This is a genomic window from Bacillus sp. JJ1521 (assembly GCF_036965165.1).
Classification (GTDB): Bacteria; Bacillota; Bacilli; order Bacillales; family Bacillaceae_L; genus Ferdinandcohnia.
On sequence record NZ_JBALOX010000011.1, the window covers coordinates 145659 to 162270 of the forward strand.

At 35.9% G+C, this 16612-nt stretch carries 11 protein-coding genes; all 11 read right to left on the reverse strand.

All coding sequences use genetic code 11. From position 1 onward, the window contains the following. Positions 1 to 23: 23 nt before the first annotated feature. Positions 24 to 710: a hypothetical protein gene (locus tag V7147_RS02610; protein WP_335366299.1), complete on the reverse strand. Its 687-nt coding sequence runs from the start codon at positions 708 to 710 to the stop codon at positions 24 to 26. After that, positions 679 to 2172: an O-antigen ligase family protein gene (locus tag V7147_RS02615; protein ID WP_335366300.1), complete on the reverse strand. Its 1494-nt coding sequence runs from the start codon at positions 2170 to 2172 to the stop codon at positions 679 to 681. The genes V7147_RS02610 and V7147_RS02615 overlap by 32 nt, the downstream gene beginning before the upstream one ends. A gap of 67 nt (positions 2173 to 2239) precedes the next feature. Next, on the reverse strand, positions 2240 to 3349 hold the full coding sequence (locus V7147_RS02620) for a DegT/DnrJ/EryC1/StrS family aminotransferase (RefSeq protein WP_335366301.1): 1110 nt from the start codon (positions 3347 to 3349) through the stop codon (positions 2240 to 2242). Positions 3350 to 3377: 28 nt separating this feature from the next. Further along, positions 3378 to 4487 carry a glycosyltransferase family 4 protein gene (locus tag V7147_RS02625; RefSeq protein ID WP_335366302.1) on the reverse strand — a complete coding sequence of 370 codons (1110 nt, stop codon included), beginning with the start codon at positions 4485 to 4487 and terminating at the stop codon, positions 3378 to 3380. A 288-nt stretch (positions 4488 to 4775) separates the two neighbouring features. Next, on the reverse strand, positions 4776 to 6110 hold the full coding sequence (locus tag V7147_RS02630; RefSeq protein ID WP_335366303.1) for a nucleotide sugar dehydrogenase: 1335 nt from the start codon (positions 6108 to 6110) through the stop codon (positions 4776 to 4778). 167 nt (positions 6111 to 6277) lie between these two features. Then, complete coding sequence (locus tag V7147_RS02635; RefSeq protein ID WP_335366304.1) at positions 6278 to 7186, reverse strand: NAD-dependent epimerase/dehydratase family protein; 909 nt, start codon at positions 7184 to 7186, stop codon at positions 6278 to 6280. A gap of 30 nt (positions 7187 to 7216) precedes the next feature. After that, positions 7217 to 8545 carry a flippase gene (locus V7147_RS02640; RefSeq protein ID WP_335366305.1) on the reverse strand — a complete coding sequence of 443 codons (1329 nt, stop codon included), beginning with the start codon at positions 8543 to 8545 and terminating at the stop codon, positions 7217 to 7219. Next, entirely contained in the window at positions 8526 to 9791 is a 1266-nt protein-coding gene (locus V7147_RS02645; RefSeq protein ID WP_335366306.1) for a glycosyltransferase, read from the reverse strand. The genes V7147_RS02640 and V7147_RS02645 overlap by 20 nt, the downstream gene beginning before the upstream one ends. A 156-nt stretch (positions 9792 to 9947) precedes the next feature. Beyond that, a complete protein-coding gene (locus tag V7147_RS02650) occupies positions 9948 to 11687 on the reverse strand; it encodes a cell wall-binding repeat-containing protein (RefSeq protein ID WP_335366307.1) in 1740 nt (579 codons plus the stop codon). Between the two features lie 207 nt (positions 11688 to 11894). Then, positions 11895 to 14102 carry a N,N-dimethylformamidase beta subunit family domain-containing protein gene (locus V7147_RS02655; protein WP_335366308.1) on the reverse strand — a complete coding sequence of 736 codons (2208 nt, stop codon included), beginning with the start codon at positions 14100 to 14102 and terminating at the stop codon, positions 11895 to 11897. Positions 14103 to 14251: 149 nt separating this feature from the next. Beyond that, positions 14252 to 16471: a SpoIID/LytB domain-containing protein gene (locus V7147_RS02660; RefSeq protein ID WP_335366309.1), complete on the reverse strand. Its 2220-nt coding sequence runs from the start codon at positions 16469 to 16471 to the stop codon at positions 14252 to 14254. Between the last annotated feature and the right edge of the window lie 141 nt (positions 16472 to 16612).

The window sequence follows — 16612 nt, forward strand, 5'->3', positions numbered from 1 at the left end:
AGAATAAAAGGGACTGACAAATGTCAGTCCCTTATTGGTTCTTCTCTAAAGATTTCAGGAGTTACCAAGATAATGATATTAATCATTAAACCAAGTAAAAATCCTAAAGTAGCTCGATTCATAGGATTAGGTTGATTAACGTTAACCTTAACATCTTCACTAAGTTCTGTTGCCTGCAAATTTAATAGGTTTATGTCTGCTTTATCATAATTCTCTATCTTATTAATAGAAGCAAGTGCATCCCCCGATGTATCAACTTTATCAAGTTCCTTAATTACCTTAGCGTAATGTTCTTGTTTATCACTAAATTTCTTGTTACTTTCAGATAAAAAGTAGTCCTTCACAATGTTCACTATCTCTTCTCCCCTAATTTGATCGGTGGAGGTATATGACAAAACAATCATTTTTGTAGCTAATGGTGAAACTTGTAATTTACCTAAAACTTCGGATACCCAAGTGTCAGGCAAACCCTCTTTCTCTTGTATCTTTTTTATATATTCTTTTGTCTTCAATTTATCAGATGCAAATTTTTGATCAGTATATCTCTCATTTTCAAAATTACCTAAAATAATTTCGGCGGTTGCCGTATAGGTAACCGGCTGCTGTGATTCGAAAATATATCCGATTACTCCTGTTATTATGGGTAATAATATCATTACCCAAAGAAGCCGTTTAGCCCTATTCTTTATTCGATTCAGTATATTTTTCATCTTGATCCTCCCTACTTTGAACAAAATAGTAGTTAATAAATCCTATTGAAAATGCGATAAGTACCCAATTATAGTTTAATGCCATGAAAGAGTTAGGACTAATACTAGCCAAACTAAACGCAACTAAGGCACAGGACAGGGCCTCACTTATCATCCGATAATTTCGATTGCGTGTCTCTCGATTAATCCTATATAGCTTGTAAATCAAATAAATAAATAATAGAATATAACCGATAAAAATGAAGACACCATAATGAACGGCTATCTCCGCCCACCAGTTATGAACATTATAATTATGAAACGTTTCATAAACTTGGAAGTTTTTCATATAATATTCTGCATTCCCTGCTCCAACACCAAAACCTAGGGTATCTCCGACAAACACTGCTACATTCTTTAATAAATTTTCTCGAATATCAACAGAATTACCCGTTTCTTCCCGTTCAATTAAAGTATGGATTTCCTCAAATCCCAATGCATAAACTTTACTTAACTGATCAGTAAATAAAAGATTTGCAAGGACGAAAAGAATCATCGCTCCATATAGTACAATCATCTTTTGCCTATTTCGTAAAATAAAGAAAAACCAAAATAGTAGCCCTAACATTACCGCCAGTAAATTGGCACGAGATGAAGTTACTAATATTAAGTACGTAATAAGTGGTATGCCTAGAAGTCCGATAATCTTTAAAATAGGCACCTTTCCATTCATAATCAATGCCACAAAAAAGAAGATACTAATCGATAAAAAGCTCGCAAAATCATTTTCATTTGTGAAAACGGCTGTTGGGATTGATTTCTGGTAGTCATAAACATTATTAATTCTCGAAACAGGTAAGTGATACTGGAATAGATAATTGATATATCCAATACCAACTAATAATATGGTCATTAACACCCAAATATAATAAAACTCAACATACTTCATTTCACCTTTGTATAGAAATGTTACATAAAATACAACTAAAATACCTGTTGTTAAATAAATGATTTCCTTAATTCCATCTTCCCAAGATATTGACCATGAGATAGATAATAAACCAATACACAACCAGCTAAGGATAAAAAGGATGATTGGCATGACTCTTATTTCGTTCATCAATACGAGTGGTCCCCTGTTCACGATATAAATGACGGTTAAAGCAACCAATAGCATAAGGATTAAACGAAAAGGAAATATACTAATCGGACCTACCGGTACAGCTAGCAAGCCTGACCCTAAAAAAGAAGTAATCAGTAAAAGGCTGACTAATCTTTCAAGAAATGTACTATTCACCCAAAAAAGATTTTTATAAAAAACGAACCCAATTAATCCTATACAAAGTAAGACTACAACTAAACTCATAAGTGGAATGTTAGATTCAGATATATAAGAAAACGAAAATTTGCTTAATAAATATACAAATCCTACTGTCAGTGCTAATTGCACGGGTAGGCAAGTTAACCACTGTGTCTTTAGCATCGTGTCACCTCCACTATCAAACATGAAAAGGCTGCTTCCGAAACAGCCTTTCCTTCATCAAGCCTTTTTATCTTGTGTAAAACTCTTTTATTTTACTAACCACATATTCCTGTTGCTCTAGTTTCAATTCAGGGAACATCGGTAAAGAAATCGCCTCATTTGAAGCTTTTTCGGTTTCCGGTAAATCCCCTTCCTTATACCCTAATTCTGCAAATACAGGCTGTAGGTGAAGTGGTTTTGGATAATAAACCATCGTTTCTACACCGTTTTCTTTCAAAAACGCTTGTAGCTCATCACGTTTTTCTACCCTTATTGTATATTGATGATAAATATGATAGTTGTGCTCCTCTTTAAAAGGTGTTACTACATGTGGTACATGCTCATTCAATAAGCGAGTATAATTATCAGCATTTCTGATTCGCTGTCTACTCCAATCATTTAAATGTGGGAACTTTACATTTAATATCGCTGCTTGTAATTCATCCAAGCGGCTATTATATCCAAGAACATGGTGATAATATTTTGGCTTACTTCCGTGGACACGAATCACTCTCATTTTTTCAGCGATGTCCTCATCGTTTGTAACGATCATTCCACCATCACCATACGCACCTAAGTTCTTTGTTGGGAAGAAGCTATAACAAGCTGTCGTACCTAGCTCCCCTGGCTTTTTCCCTTTATACTCAGAGCCAATTGCTTGTGCAGCATCTTCTATTACAAATAGATTATGTTCTTTTGCGATTGAAGCAATCTCGTCCAATTCTGCCATTTGCCCATATAGATGAACTGGTATAATCCCTTTTGTTTTTTCTGTAATAGCAGCTTTTATTTTTTCAGGATCAATATTAAACGTTTTTGGATTGATGTCTACAAATACCGGTGTTGCACCTGTCCGAGCGACTGCTCCTGCTGTAGCAAAGAATGTAAAGGACGGAACAATGACCTCATCACCTGCTCCTACACCACATGCTTCTAAAGAGATGTGTAAGGCATCACTACCATTTGCCACACCTACACCATAGTTCACATTGCTATATTCAGCTATATCACTTTCCAATTGTTTAACATTTTTCCCTAAAATAAAATGAGCGTTCGACATAACCTCTTCCATTGCATCATGGATTTGCGGTTTTAAAGTTTGATACTGCTCAGTTAAATCTAACATAGGTACTCTCATCTTACTTACCTCGCTTTTAAATAGTTTTCTAATTAAATTTCTGATATAAATTTGTAAGGGTAATACTTTCTGTTTCCCAATTATACTTATTTTCAATGGCTTTTCGACCATTTTCCCCCATCTTTTTTGCTTCTTCTGGATGCTGTAAAATCCAAATGATTGCATCCGCAATGCTCTTTGGATCTAGAGGGTCCACACATAGGCCACAATTTTTTCCTTCAACAATCCCTTTCCAAAGAGGAAAATTAGAAGCGATTACAGGGACACCGGCTGACATGTATTCAAATAATTTAATCGGGTAGGAAACGACATATCTAGGTTCAGGTCTTAGCAGTACAAGCCCAATACTTGATTTACTTAACTGTTCCTTTACTTCGTTACGTGTTAACCATCCTACATGATTGATATATCGCCAATCTGGATGGCTTTTCATTTCATCTTCCAAACTCTCTGGCGAAAATTTGCCGGCTAAAGCTAAGGTTGAATCAATGGTTTGATTGACAATTCCCATTGCCTCAACCATTTCTTCAATCCCACGCAATTTTGTGATACCGCCAATGTAGAGAAGATCTTCTCTTTTTACATCACTATTTTCCACACTGCCTGCCAATTCATTCAGGATTGGAAAATTATGTACGATTACCGAGTTTTTATTATATGTCACAAATCTATTATTAATGGTAGGAGTTGCTGTTATAACAGCATCAAACCGCTTAGATGCAAATTTTTCGACTGATTTTACAATCGAGGAAATACTTTTTCGTAAGAATCCTGGGATCCATTCCTTTGATAGTACTTGTTCAGGGACATCCTCATGTACATCGTATATTACTTTCTTTCCTCTTTTTTTCAGTAATAATCCAATTGGAATTAACTCCGGGTCATGAAAATGATAAACATCTGCATCTTGCCTAATTGCCTCATCATAAATAGCTCTTGTACTGGCAATCATCCGTGTGATTCTATTACCTGCAGGAGCATTAACACTTTTAATTGTTACGCTATCAACAACCTGTGATTCCTGATTGGCAACAATTAGTGTGACTTCATGTCCAGCCCGTTGTAGTGTCTTACATTCTTTTACAAATATCCGAATATCTAACGCCGGATGAACCGAGGTTAAATGACAAACCTTCATTTTACTCACTACTTTCGAAATTTACGAATTAAAGAATCAAATGCGCCCTGGCGTATTTGCGCCCGATTTTTTTCGAGCTTGCTCGAAAAGTTTCCGCTGAAAAATCGTGGCATCCGCCGGAGGCTTTTACTTTATTCAGCCGGGGTTTAAACCCTATTGAATTGTTACTCCTATTGCATTCATCCACCATTTATAGTAATGAGATGCTGAATAAAGTAAACATTTTTACACAAGGATAACCAGCCCAATTTCAATTAGCCTGGTTATCCTCCAACATAATTTCTTCTTTTATAATCGATAATAATTAGCTGAAGAATCTTTATGTTCTTTCAATGCATTACGTGTATCAAAAATCGCATTTGAATGCTTAGCCACCATTTCATAATCGAAATTACTGTGGTTAGTTGTAATAAGAACTAAATCTGCAGATTCAATTAACTCTTTTGTTAGTTCAACAGGCTCTACAACCTGCCCATTAAATCTGAAGTTCTTCACATGTGGGTCTACAGTAACCCAGTCTGCTCCAGCTCTTTCAAGTTCATTTAAAATTAATAATGATGGAGATTCACGTACATCATCGATATCTTTCTTATAAGCAACCCCAAGCATGACTATTTTTGAGCCATTAAGAGATTTTCTTTCTTTATTTAAGATTTGCATGCAACGGTCAATAACAAATTCAGGCATGCTATTATTAATTTCCCCAGCCAGTTCAATCAAACGTGTATGGTAATTGTATTCTCTTGCTTTCCATGTGAGATAGAATGGATCAATTGGAATACAGTGACCACCAAGCCCCGGTCCTGGATAGAATGGCATAAATCCGTATGGTTTTGTTGCAGCTGCATCAATAACTTCCCATACATCAATCCCCATTTTGTTACATAAAATAGCCATTTCATTTGCTAGGGCAATATTGAGATGTCTAAATGTATTTTCAAGGATTTTCTCCATTTCTGCAACTGCAGGACTAGATACTTGGTGAACGTCCCCTTCTAATACATTTTTGTACATTTCAGCGGCGATTGCCGTACAAGCAGGCGTGATACCCCCAACAACCTTAGGCGTATTTTTCGTATTATAGCTCTTATTACCTGGGTCTACACGTTCTGGTGAATAAGCAAGGAAGAAGTCTTCACCACAAACTAAGCCCGATGCTTCCAAAATAGGTTTTAACACCTCTTCAGTTGTACCAGGATACGTAGTGCTTTCTAAGACGACTAACATGCCTTTATGAAGATACTTGGCAATTTCCTTCCCAGAGCTTTCAACATATGATGTATCTGGCTGTTGGTAAGTGTCTAAAGGAGTAGGTACACAAATTGCAACAGCATCTACTTCCTGAATACGTGAATAATCTGTTGTAGCCACTAATCTTTTTTCAGAGACAAATTTAGATAGTTCTTCATCGACTACATCACCAATATAGTTAATTCCCTCGTTAACCATATTCGTTCTTTTTTCTTGGATATCAAAACCAATTACATTGTATCCAGCGTTTGCCTTCTCAACAGCTAGCGGTAATCCTACATAACCTAAGCCAACTACACCGATGGTAGCTGTTTTGTTTTCGATTTTATTTAATAATTCTTTTGCATTCGCATTTAATTGAATTTCACTCATTATTAAATCTCCTCACTTTCCTGCCTAAAAAATATAGCCAGGATGTTTAAATGAATAAATATTCCTAAGTATAGTCTTTCAAAATCACCTTATTTATATTATCAAAAATAAACGAATTCAGGTAAACTCATTTATTACAATTTAAATACAAAAAGGTAACCGAATGATTACTTAAGTGAATCGTACGTTTCTTTAATGCCTTCTAAGACAGAATATACAGGTTCCCAACCTAGGTTTGTTTTGATTTTACTGTTGTCGAGACAACTTTTATAAATATCTCCTGCACGTTCCTCTGTATAAATTGGTGATAATTCAACCTGTGTCGTTTCTTTAATCCAATTGATTAATTCATTAACACTAATTTCTGTGTTTGTACTTACATTATAAATACCAGATGGTACTTCTTTTAATGCCGCTACGTGTGCTCTTGCAATGTCCTCAACAAAGATAAAATCCCGCGTTTGCGTTCCGTCTCCAAATATTTGTGGCGGAACACCCTTCATCATACAATCAAAAAAGATTTTGATAACTCCACCTTCGCCATCCTTACTTTGCTTTGGACCGAATACATTTGCAAACCTAAAGATAATATAAGTAATGTCATGTAATTTACAAAAGGATTCAATATACTTTTCAGCAGACATTTTTGAAATGCCATACGGAGAAGTTGGTTGTAATACAGCCTCTTCTTGAATCGGAAGGGACTCATTGTCGCCATATACAGCTGCAGAAGATGCAAAAATAAACTTTTTAATACCTAATTCTTTTGCTACCTGTAAAACCTTTATCGTTCCCTCAATATTAATACTAAGATCATTTAAAGGATCCTTTATGGAAATAGGTACACTAGTTTGAGCTGCTAGATGGATAATAACTTCGATGTCATAAGGTAGTAGCTTTTGAGTAATAGTGGAATCTCTGATATCACCTTCAATAAAAACCTCATCATCCCTAAGATTTTCTCTACTGCCTGATTGAAGGTTATCAAGAATCACAATTTTATGCCCTTCCATTTTGAGCAACTTTTTTGTAAAAGTTCCTATAAAGCCCGCTCCGCCAGTTATTAATATATTCACAGAAATACCTCCATTTCCGTTACCTTGCAATTATACCTTAACTCGTAGTTTCTTGAAAATAGTTCGATATAGTTCGACATCATGTTTTTTTATAATAAGAATGGAGGATATGCTTTCACCAGATTCTTTTTTAAAGATAAATACTTTCATGATAAAGCTAATGATATACGTAATTGTACTTGCGATGGCAGCACCTTCAATTCCATATGGCGGAATCAAAATCAAATTCAGAATCACATTTAAAATCACATTCACAAAGGAAACATACATATTTAATTCAGGTTTGCCCCGTCCTGCCAGGTCATTGGACAATACTTTTTCAATTGATAGGACTGCCAAACCTGGTAGTAGCAATTTCAAAATAATCGAACTTGAACTATACTTCGGTCCAAATAATAGTTGAAAAACAAAATCAGACAAAAAGAACAAGACTAGAGATAATAGGATGATGAACAATGTTAGGTTCCTAGTGACAATTGTCGTAATTTTGTTTCGACCCTCTGTAGTGTCTAATGATGCTACTCTTGGAAGCAATACACTAGAAATAGCCTGTGAAAAAATCGAAATCCGTTCCCCTACATTCAGAGCGGCCGAATAAATTCCCACTGAAGAAAGATTTAAAAAATAACCAACTAATAAAAGATCCAATCGGTAATTTAAAAAGGTCATCATGTTACTAACATGGGCCTTCAATCCGTATCCAATTGTTTTTTTTAGGAATGGGACCGAAAAGTATTTTATATGAATTGTCACATTGTATTTAGTAATAAACACTATAAAGATAACAACAACTGTTATCGCAAAGCCTATCATAAATGCAAGTAATGAACCGAATAAATGGAAATCAAAAACGACAATTAACACAGCAACAAACAACAAATTAGAGAACTGCTGAATGACCAAAATAGTGTTAAACATCTTAAAGTTCTCTAAGCCTTGAAATACGGTCTGTAAAAAAGTCATTAAAAACATGAAAGGTAACCCAGCCAATATTAAATACAGATAGGCTGGATCAATCTCAGAAAACTTACTATCTCCTAGTAGGAGAATTGTAATTACTCCAATAATCATCCCAATTAAGGACAATAGTAGTGCAGTAAAGACATTCGTGTTAAATGCTGTATTTATGTCTACCTCTTTACGACTTACATAATAGATGGTCGCGGAATTAATCCCTAAATTTAGAAATGTAAGGAGCATTTGGGGTAATAATGTGATTAGTGTATACTCCCCGTAAGCTTTGTCTCCAAGAAATCTCGCCAAAAGTACGAGTAATAAAAGACCAAATATAATTCCCAGAAATTGTCTTACAAGTGTAATTGTACTGTTTTTTATAAAACTATTCCCCTGTGTTGGCATATGTGTTCAATTCCCCAATTTTCTTAGTTGCTTGTGCAAAATCAGTATAATTTCTCTCGGCATTATAGGTTGTATCCCATGTTTCAATTGCATTCCTGATCTTTGCTTTCTTCTCATCATCGGATAACAAAGCATACTTCTCGATTTCAATCGTCAATTCCACTGGATCAATATTTTTGGGTAAAAGGACACCATTCTGTGCGTTTACGAGTTCTGAAGTACCTCCTACATCTGTAGCCATAACTGGAATCCCACAACTAAATGCTTCCATGATTGTGACAGGTATCCCTTCACTTTCGCTTACATTTAAAAATAAATCAAATGTTCCATTCTCATAAACCCTTCTTACTTCTTCATTAGGAAGATTCCCCAAAAACCGTACCATCTTATTAGACGATAAAAGCTTTGTTTTTGTTTCAATCTCATTTCTTAATTCCCCATCACCTATATGAGTCCACTCGATCGGAATCGAACACTCACTAAGGGCGCTGACTAAAAGACCAATTCGCTTAACAGGTTTTAAATAGGAGCATGTCACAATTCGTAAAACTGAATCGGTTGACTGTTTGCTAAACCCTTTAGAGGCGCTTGTCCCCAATCTACTAACGACCAATTTATTGGCGATGTTAGGGTTCTGATTGGATAGATATTCGTATCCATCCTTTGAAATGGTGTACACCCGATTCAAAGTATTTATTACTCTCATTTTAAGAGGTAAATATGGTGGGGAGTGACGATAATCGTATAAGTCTCCACCGTGCGTTCTAGATACTGCGATTAGATTCGGGTTGGTTTCCTTCATCATGGCAGCTGCAACAGCTGATGGTGTTAACCAATAGGAATAAATATAAATTTTACTTCCTTCGCTATCCAATCCTCCAACCACTTCTTCAATTTCTTTCTTAATATGATTTGCGTATCCTAGCCAATTTATAAGATTTAAGAAACCTTTCATCCCAAATTTTATGGCTGAACGTGATTCGTTTAGCAACCAATTCATACTTTGTTTATTTCGTAGAACTTCAAATGTTCTTTTAACTCTTGAAGAAGTTTTTGGATTCTTATGGACATACACATTTTGTGGCACATCCCTTACTGAACTTTCATCAAAGCTACTAGTAGGAATGATAACTATTTCATCAAATTCTTTTGACACAAACTTAATTTCAGTTTCAATAAATTCCTCACCAGGTTTATATGGATATCTACTTGTTAAGAAAATAAGGATATTCTTTTTAGTTGCCATTTCGATAACTCCTCAAAAAATATGTCGATTCCTCTACAATCATATCATTTTATCACACTGTTTGATTTTATCAATTTGTTACAATAATTACTTCATTACTATATAAAAAGAAAAAAGCTCCTGCAATTCACACTGCTTAGGAGCTCTCCTCGTTGTTTAGTAATAAAATAAGGTATATGTACTATTTTTCATCGAATCAAATTGTGACTGTACGGAATGATAGCCAGTTGCATATATACCTTGTTTAGGATTATAGTTCAAATAAATTTGTATACTGCTTTGAACAAAGGTTGAATCATTTGGTACTTGAAGCTTTTGTACATATACTTTTTCCTTTAGCTTTTTATATGCAAAACGATCCGTATAAATGGATACAAAATACCGAGTCTGTAATTCATCAAGTATTCCTTCTCTCTCCAAATCTTCAAGAACACTTCCAATCATAGCATGAGCTATGTGTAAATCATGTTTAGACATGGTTCTAAATTCGCCATTTGGGTACAAGTTAACGTATTTTTGAACGACACCTCTGACAACCGAAGAATAGTAATTTCCTAGTGAAATCGCATCAGCAGTAATAATATGATCAGTTGGAACTCCAAGGGCTTGTCCTGCACGTTTGAAATCTTCCATTCTTACTTCCCCAAATTCAGCCTCACTTAAGTGACCATGCAGAAAGCCTTCTTGTGTTGGATTATGATAAGTCTTATGCCAACTACACCATACCTTTTGTCCTGCTAAATCACTTCGATATGATTCTGAATCATATGCACCATTCGCAATTTCCCTGGCAAAGGAGTCTTCCCCTTTAGAAAGTAAGACTAGAAATACTTCTCTTCCTTTTTGAATTTCATTTCGAATATCAACAGAGTAGGTTAACACTTCGTCATCTGCATGTGGAACAAAATAGACGATAGGTGAATTTCGATATGGATTAACGATATCGTAGACAGCAGGTTCTTCAACGGAGCCGCGGCCACCAAGAATGACAAAGCTTGACGATTCCGGACGATTCGCAATTGCTTTTGTTTGATCTGGTGCATGGTTTGATTTTGTTAATAATATTGGAGCATTTTCTTTTGCAGCTAGAATCGAACCTGTTAATGCATCAGCAAACGTTAATCCTGTTGCAACGTAAACTTTATTAGTCGGTAATCGAAATTGCTTTACGATATTTGCAGCAACTTCATATCTATCTTTACCACCGATACGAGTTGCTCCTGGTAATTGATCAAAAACCTGTCTCGACACACTACCTTCTCCACCAACCACAGTTGTCTTTGTTACATTTCGTTCTACAAGTGCTTGTTTCGTTTTAGATGGTAGGTCGCTCGTTTTCGTAAGTAAGATGGGGATTCCATTTTTAGCTGCATAAGGACCTATTGTTAAAGCATCTGCGAACGTTAATCCGTAAGCGACAACCGCATTTTGATTAGATGGCAATTCCTTTGAAATGTTGTATGCAACCTCATAACGGTCTATCCCGCCAATCCTTCTAACATTCGGAATGCCTAATCCAGCAAGTTCAGAATTGATACGATCAGAAACACTTCCCGGTCCACCAACAATAATTACATTACTTGGCGAGAGTCGTAAAATCTCATTTCTAGTCGTCGGTGTAAGCTTATCTTGATGAGTTAGTAGAATTGGAGCATCATTTTGATATGCCAATGGGGTAGAAGCTAGTGCATCTGCAAATGCATTATAAAATGATAGAATTACAGTGTCACTTCCCTGTGGCCATCCTTTTTTCGAAGCATTTACCGCAACTTCAAAACGGTCTAAACCATCAATTCTCTCATAACTCTTTTCAGCAGCAAATGCATATGTATGAATTGATAAAATGAGTAGGAAAAATAATGTTGCTATTGTGAGTCTCTTTTTAATTTTAACCACCTCTTAATATAATTAACTCTTATAACCTAGCAAAAAAGTCCTGTAGTTCTATTATACTAGAAATTTAAGTTTTTTTGTAAAAAAAATGTAAAAATCCCTCATGTTTTCCAATAAATTATCGTTCTTTGTGATTTATTCATAAAAAAAGAGAACATAGGCTAAGCCTAAGTTCTCTTTTTTTATTGGCAGGTCAATGAATCCCTATTATTAATTAATAAACTTATTTAAAACATTTTCAGTCATCTTTTCAAGATTAGGATTGTAACTTGACTGAGTTTCATGTCCATACGGATCTAGGAACCAGTTCCAGTAAAAAGTTCCTACAGCAAAAACCTTTGATCCAGATGGTTTCTCCACCCATACTACATTTGCGAAGGAATTATTTCCATATAATACGACCGGGGAATGCCCAATAACTTCAACTCCAGGAATCGCACTATCATATCTATCTATTTCGCCACCTACAACACTGGGGATTTGGTCACCATTTTTTAGAGTTGTTCCGTTATATATCCAATGGGAGCTATTCGTGACAACAAAGGGCATCGTTCTTGATGGTATCCCCTGGTACATTACTCCAAATAGTTCACTTTCTGGCCTATTAACAGGTGCTTGTCTAAACATAGCCGTAACTTGACTTGGATCCGTTAAGTTAAATGGATCCTCATTAGCCCGATCTTTATAACTTACAAGTAGACGGTCATTATTTTCATATCTAACTTGCCAGTAACCTACATTCGCACTAAACACACCAATGTCCATATTTCCATTCATATGCTTATTTTCAATATGATCTCTCATTTGTTTCGACCAATATTCTCCATGGCCAGCTACAATTAGAGATTTAATATTTGCGTTTGCCAAATATCCTTGATGAATATCTGTATCAGTTACATAGTTTAGGTTGTAACCCTTCTTCTCCATCCATCTAATGAGATTATATTCATAGCTGAAAAACTGACCCGCACCATTTTCCTCATTATATGGACGATTATAAGATATCTTTATGGCAGGTATTTTATTTGAGCTATTGTACCCATATAAACTTTTTCCGCCCCAATTATTGTATGCCTGATACGTATTTGTTGAAATTAAAACTGCAAAATCTGCATTAGGCTGTCTATCCTTTATCACAAAAGGAATATAGCTTTCCATTTTATCATTGCTTACTATTTTCACTAAATAGAAGCCACTACTCCAATTGGATGGAATTTGATATTGATAAGATTGAGTCCAATTTGCATCCATTGTATTTGGATCAGATTTACTATTTTGAATAGAGGCTCCCCTACCAGAAATCGTCGTTAAATGTTGTGCCCCTTTTCCATTATTGTAACCCATTCGATAAAATTCCAATTGATAGGACGATGGACTTTTAATATAAAAGGCAATGGATTCTCCTGGAATATACGAAGTCTTAGAAGTGTATCCTTGTAATGTATTTTTTCCTGGTTTCTTGATTGTCCATACCCCTGGAATATACATATTACTGCCAACAGACCCGGTACCGCCTAAAATAGTAATATTTAAATTAGGCTTCCTAAGCATAGCATTTTCTGTCGGTTGAGGCAGTTTATCCTTATAAGTAAGCAGAAGAGATGCAGTTTCTTTTGCAGCTAACACTGAGCCTGTAAGGGCATCTGCAAAGGATGCACCAGTCGCAATAAACACATTGCCAATTTCCTTATTATAGGTATTGTCTATGTTTGCAGCGACTTCGTAGCGATCCTTTCCACCAATTCGATATGGACCTGGTAGACTATTTGCAACATTCTTCCCTACACTACCTTCTCCCCCCACAATAATTGTGCTTTTAATTTGCTTAGAGTTTAAAGAATCCTTTGTGAATTGAGGAAGATTATCTTTTTTTGTTAATAAAATTGGATATCCATTTCTTGCCGCATATGGAGCAATTGCTAGAGCATCTGGATAATTTAATCCATATGCAATGACAGCCTTTCCTGTATTTGGAAGCCTGCTGGCCACTTGCTTTGCAACTTCATATCTGTCTATTCCACCGATACGTTCCACATTCTTGATATTCATGGACTGAAGATCCGTAATAACTTGATTATGAATACTGCCAGGTCCACCCACAAGAATTACTTTTTGCGGGTTTAACCTTTTCAATTCTGCTTTAGTAGTATCTGTTAACTTATTGGGATGAGTAAGTAGAATGGGTCCATTTTCTTGATAGGCTAATGGAGTTGCAGCTAATGCATCTGCGAAGGCTAGGTAATTTGCTAATATTACTGTATTTGCACCCGCGGACCATCCTTTTTTTGATATATTAACAGCAACTTCAAATCTATCTTTTCCTGCAAAGCGCTCTACTCCTTCTTCTGCGTTTGCTTCAACTGAGTTTGTTGCAAGAATTAGTAGTAGGAATAATAGGATTGTACTTATTTTTTTCAATTTCCGCCCCCCTGTTTCATTTTTCATGTGTATATTATACTAAAAAAATGTCGAAACATCCATTTTTCTGGAAGATGCAGATTATTTAAACTTATCCCACTTCCATGACAAATAAAAAAGAACCTAGAGATTTCTAGGTTCCAGATAAACTAGTTTCCAAGAGTTGTTCCTGGATAGTAGAATTGTAGAATTTGTTGATAGGTCTGACCAGCGTTCGCACGACTATTTGCACCCTGTTGACTCATACCAACACCATGACCGAATCCACGACCTGAAATTTTGAATGCATTGTCATCGACTTGAATATTATCAACTAGTGTACTTCTCATATTAAGTGTTCCCAGTAACTTCCTTAACTCAGTAGCTGGAATTTGCTTTTCTAATGTTCGAAGCTGGATCTCGCCACCATTTAATGGATATGCGGAAGTTGCACCAGGATATACATAAAAATCTACTTTCAGTACGGCTGTTTTACTTCTACCGCTACTGTGCTTATCTCCTGTTACGGCAATATTTGAGATGTTTATTACCTTAATATCCTCATTCTGATATCCATAAGTCTTAACCCAATTGTTAAGGTTTTGGAAGATTGTATCATTGATAGGTTTTCCATTTAAATCGTAACCATCTACTAGATTTGAAGGTCCGTCCCACCACCAATATCCAGGGTTTTTCAGATCCTTCCCCTCCACATTAAACTGCTTTTTATTTACAGTTAAATTCCAAGTATAAGTATCATAGGAGTCTGCTTTTACCGGTAGATATGGAAGTGCTGTTGAATTCCATTCATTTGCATTTGATTCAGTCATACCACCGTTACTTGATGAAAATACAGCACTAATCAATTTTCCGTTGTGACGTAATACCTGGCCTTTTGTAGCATCAACCGCCTGACTAGATCTATGTTCAAATGGGTAGGCATCTTTTAACCCCCAAGTATATCCACCATATACCTGGTAAGATTGATTATCAGGGACTGTTTTCCCTACATCATCAATAGAATAGGTTCTAGCAGCGACAGCTTGTGCTTTAAGAGCTTCAACATGCCAGCTTGCAGGCATTTCTCTTGGAACAACACCTTTTAAATAATCTTCGTATGGAATATTACGGTTAATCGGGCGAACATATTTACCACCATCAAGATTAAATTCCATATTACCAATATAAGAGACATTGTTTATTTTGATCTGATTACTGCCACTATATGCACTCGGAATCAAGGTAAATGGTGCAGTGCCAAAATCTTTTAATCTAGTATTCCCGTTATATAGTGCTAATCTAGCATTTTCAACACGGACAGAATAATTCACACCTGGCGCTAAGTTTACTTCATTTGGTAGCATTCCAACTACCTTTTCACTAACTGAACCAGTTCCACCTAGGATTGTAAAACTAGATGTGCCTTTTTCTTTAATAATCGTTTGAATAAATCCTGGCAGTTCATTCGGTTTTGTTAAAAGAAGTGGTGCGCCCTCTTTTGCAGCTAACACAGAGCCTGTTAGAGCATCAGCAAATGAAAGGCCTGTTGATATGAAAGCTGAATTGGCAGGTAGATTAAAGTGTCTAATAATATTTGCAGATACCTCATAACGGTCTTTTCCACCAATACGTTCTTTTTGTGAAGTTCCCAGAGAAGAATATACCTGAGGACTCACACTACCTTCTCCACCGATAACAACGGTTTTCGCTTTGCCATTCAAAGCAGCTTTTGTCTCATTTGGCAAATTGTCTTTCTTAGACAAAAGAATAGGATATCCTTTTTGAGCAGCATATGGAGCGATCGAAAGGGCATCTGCAAAGACTAATCCATTCGCCACAAAAGCAGTATCCGGATTTCCCATTTGGCTAGCAACACCCTGCGCTACTGCATAACGATCATTTCCACCAATACGTTGTACATTAGAAGTAATTTTCTTTAATTGGCCCTCAACCGTTGATGAAACACTTCCCGGGCCACCGACGATAATAATTTTTTGTGGTTTTAATTGGCTAAGTTTTGCATTTGTTGCTGGTGTTAATTGATTTGGGTGTGTTAACAAGATTGGTGCATTATTTTTATATGCGAGTGGAGTTGCAGATAACGCATCAGCGAAAGCTAAATAGTTAACAATTACAACCGTATTTGAGGTGTTCCAACCACTTGATGCTACATTGTTAGCAACCTCAAATCGATCCTTCCCCCCGAAACGGATATTTCCATTTTGCAGCTTATAGTTCCCTACTGTTTGGACATTAACCGCAGTTGAATTTCCAATATAATTAGATAGAGAAACGGAGATAGTTGATGCTCCCGCAACTGCCGAACCTAATGGAGATAAAGCCAAACACGCGGAAACGGCTATGGCCAAGGAAATCTTCTTAATATTCAATTTGCATGAATCCTCCTTAAAAAATTTCAAAATGTTACAAGATTTGTCGTTTTTCACCTCTAACAATCTATGAAAATGAATATCTATGTATAAATCTATCAAAATTTGTCATATAGGTAAATGGTTAATTTCACCGCACTG

What these genes read in the sequence shown, in the direction of transcription:
- V7147_RS02610 (WP_335366299.1), bottom strand. Translation starts at nt 710, where the DNA reads ATGAAAAATATACTGAATCGAATAAAGAATAGGGCTAAACGGCTTCTT.
- V7147_RS02615 (WP_335366300.1), bottom strand. Translation starts at nt 2,172, where the DNA reads ATGCTAAAGACACAGTGGTTAACTTGCCTACCCGTGCAATTAGCACTG.
- V7147_RS02620 (WP_335366301.1), bottom strand. Translation starts at nt 3,349, where the DNA reads ATGAGAGTACCTATGTTAGATTTAACTGAGCAGTATCAAACTTTAAAA.
- V7147_RS02625 (WP_335366302.1), bottom strand. Translation starts at nt 4,487, where the DNA reads ATGAAGGTTTGTCATTTAACCTCGGTTCATCCGGCGTTAGATATTCGG.
- V7147_RS02630 (WP_335366303.1), bottom strand. Translation starts at nt 6,110, where the DNA reads ATGAGTGAAATTCAATTAAATGCGAATGCAAAAGAATTATTAAATAAA.
- V7147_RS02640 (WP_335366305.1), bottom strand. Translation starts at nt 8,545, where the DNA reads ATGCCAACACAGGGGAATAGTTTTATAAAAAACAGTACAATTACACTT.
- V7147_RS02645 (WP_335366306.1), bottom strand. Translation starts at nt 9,791, where the DNA reads ATGGCAACTAAAAAGAATATCCTTATTTTCTTAACAAGTAGATATCCA.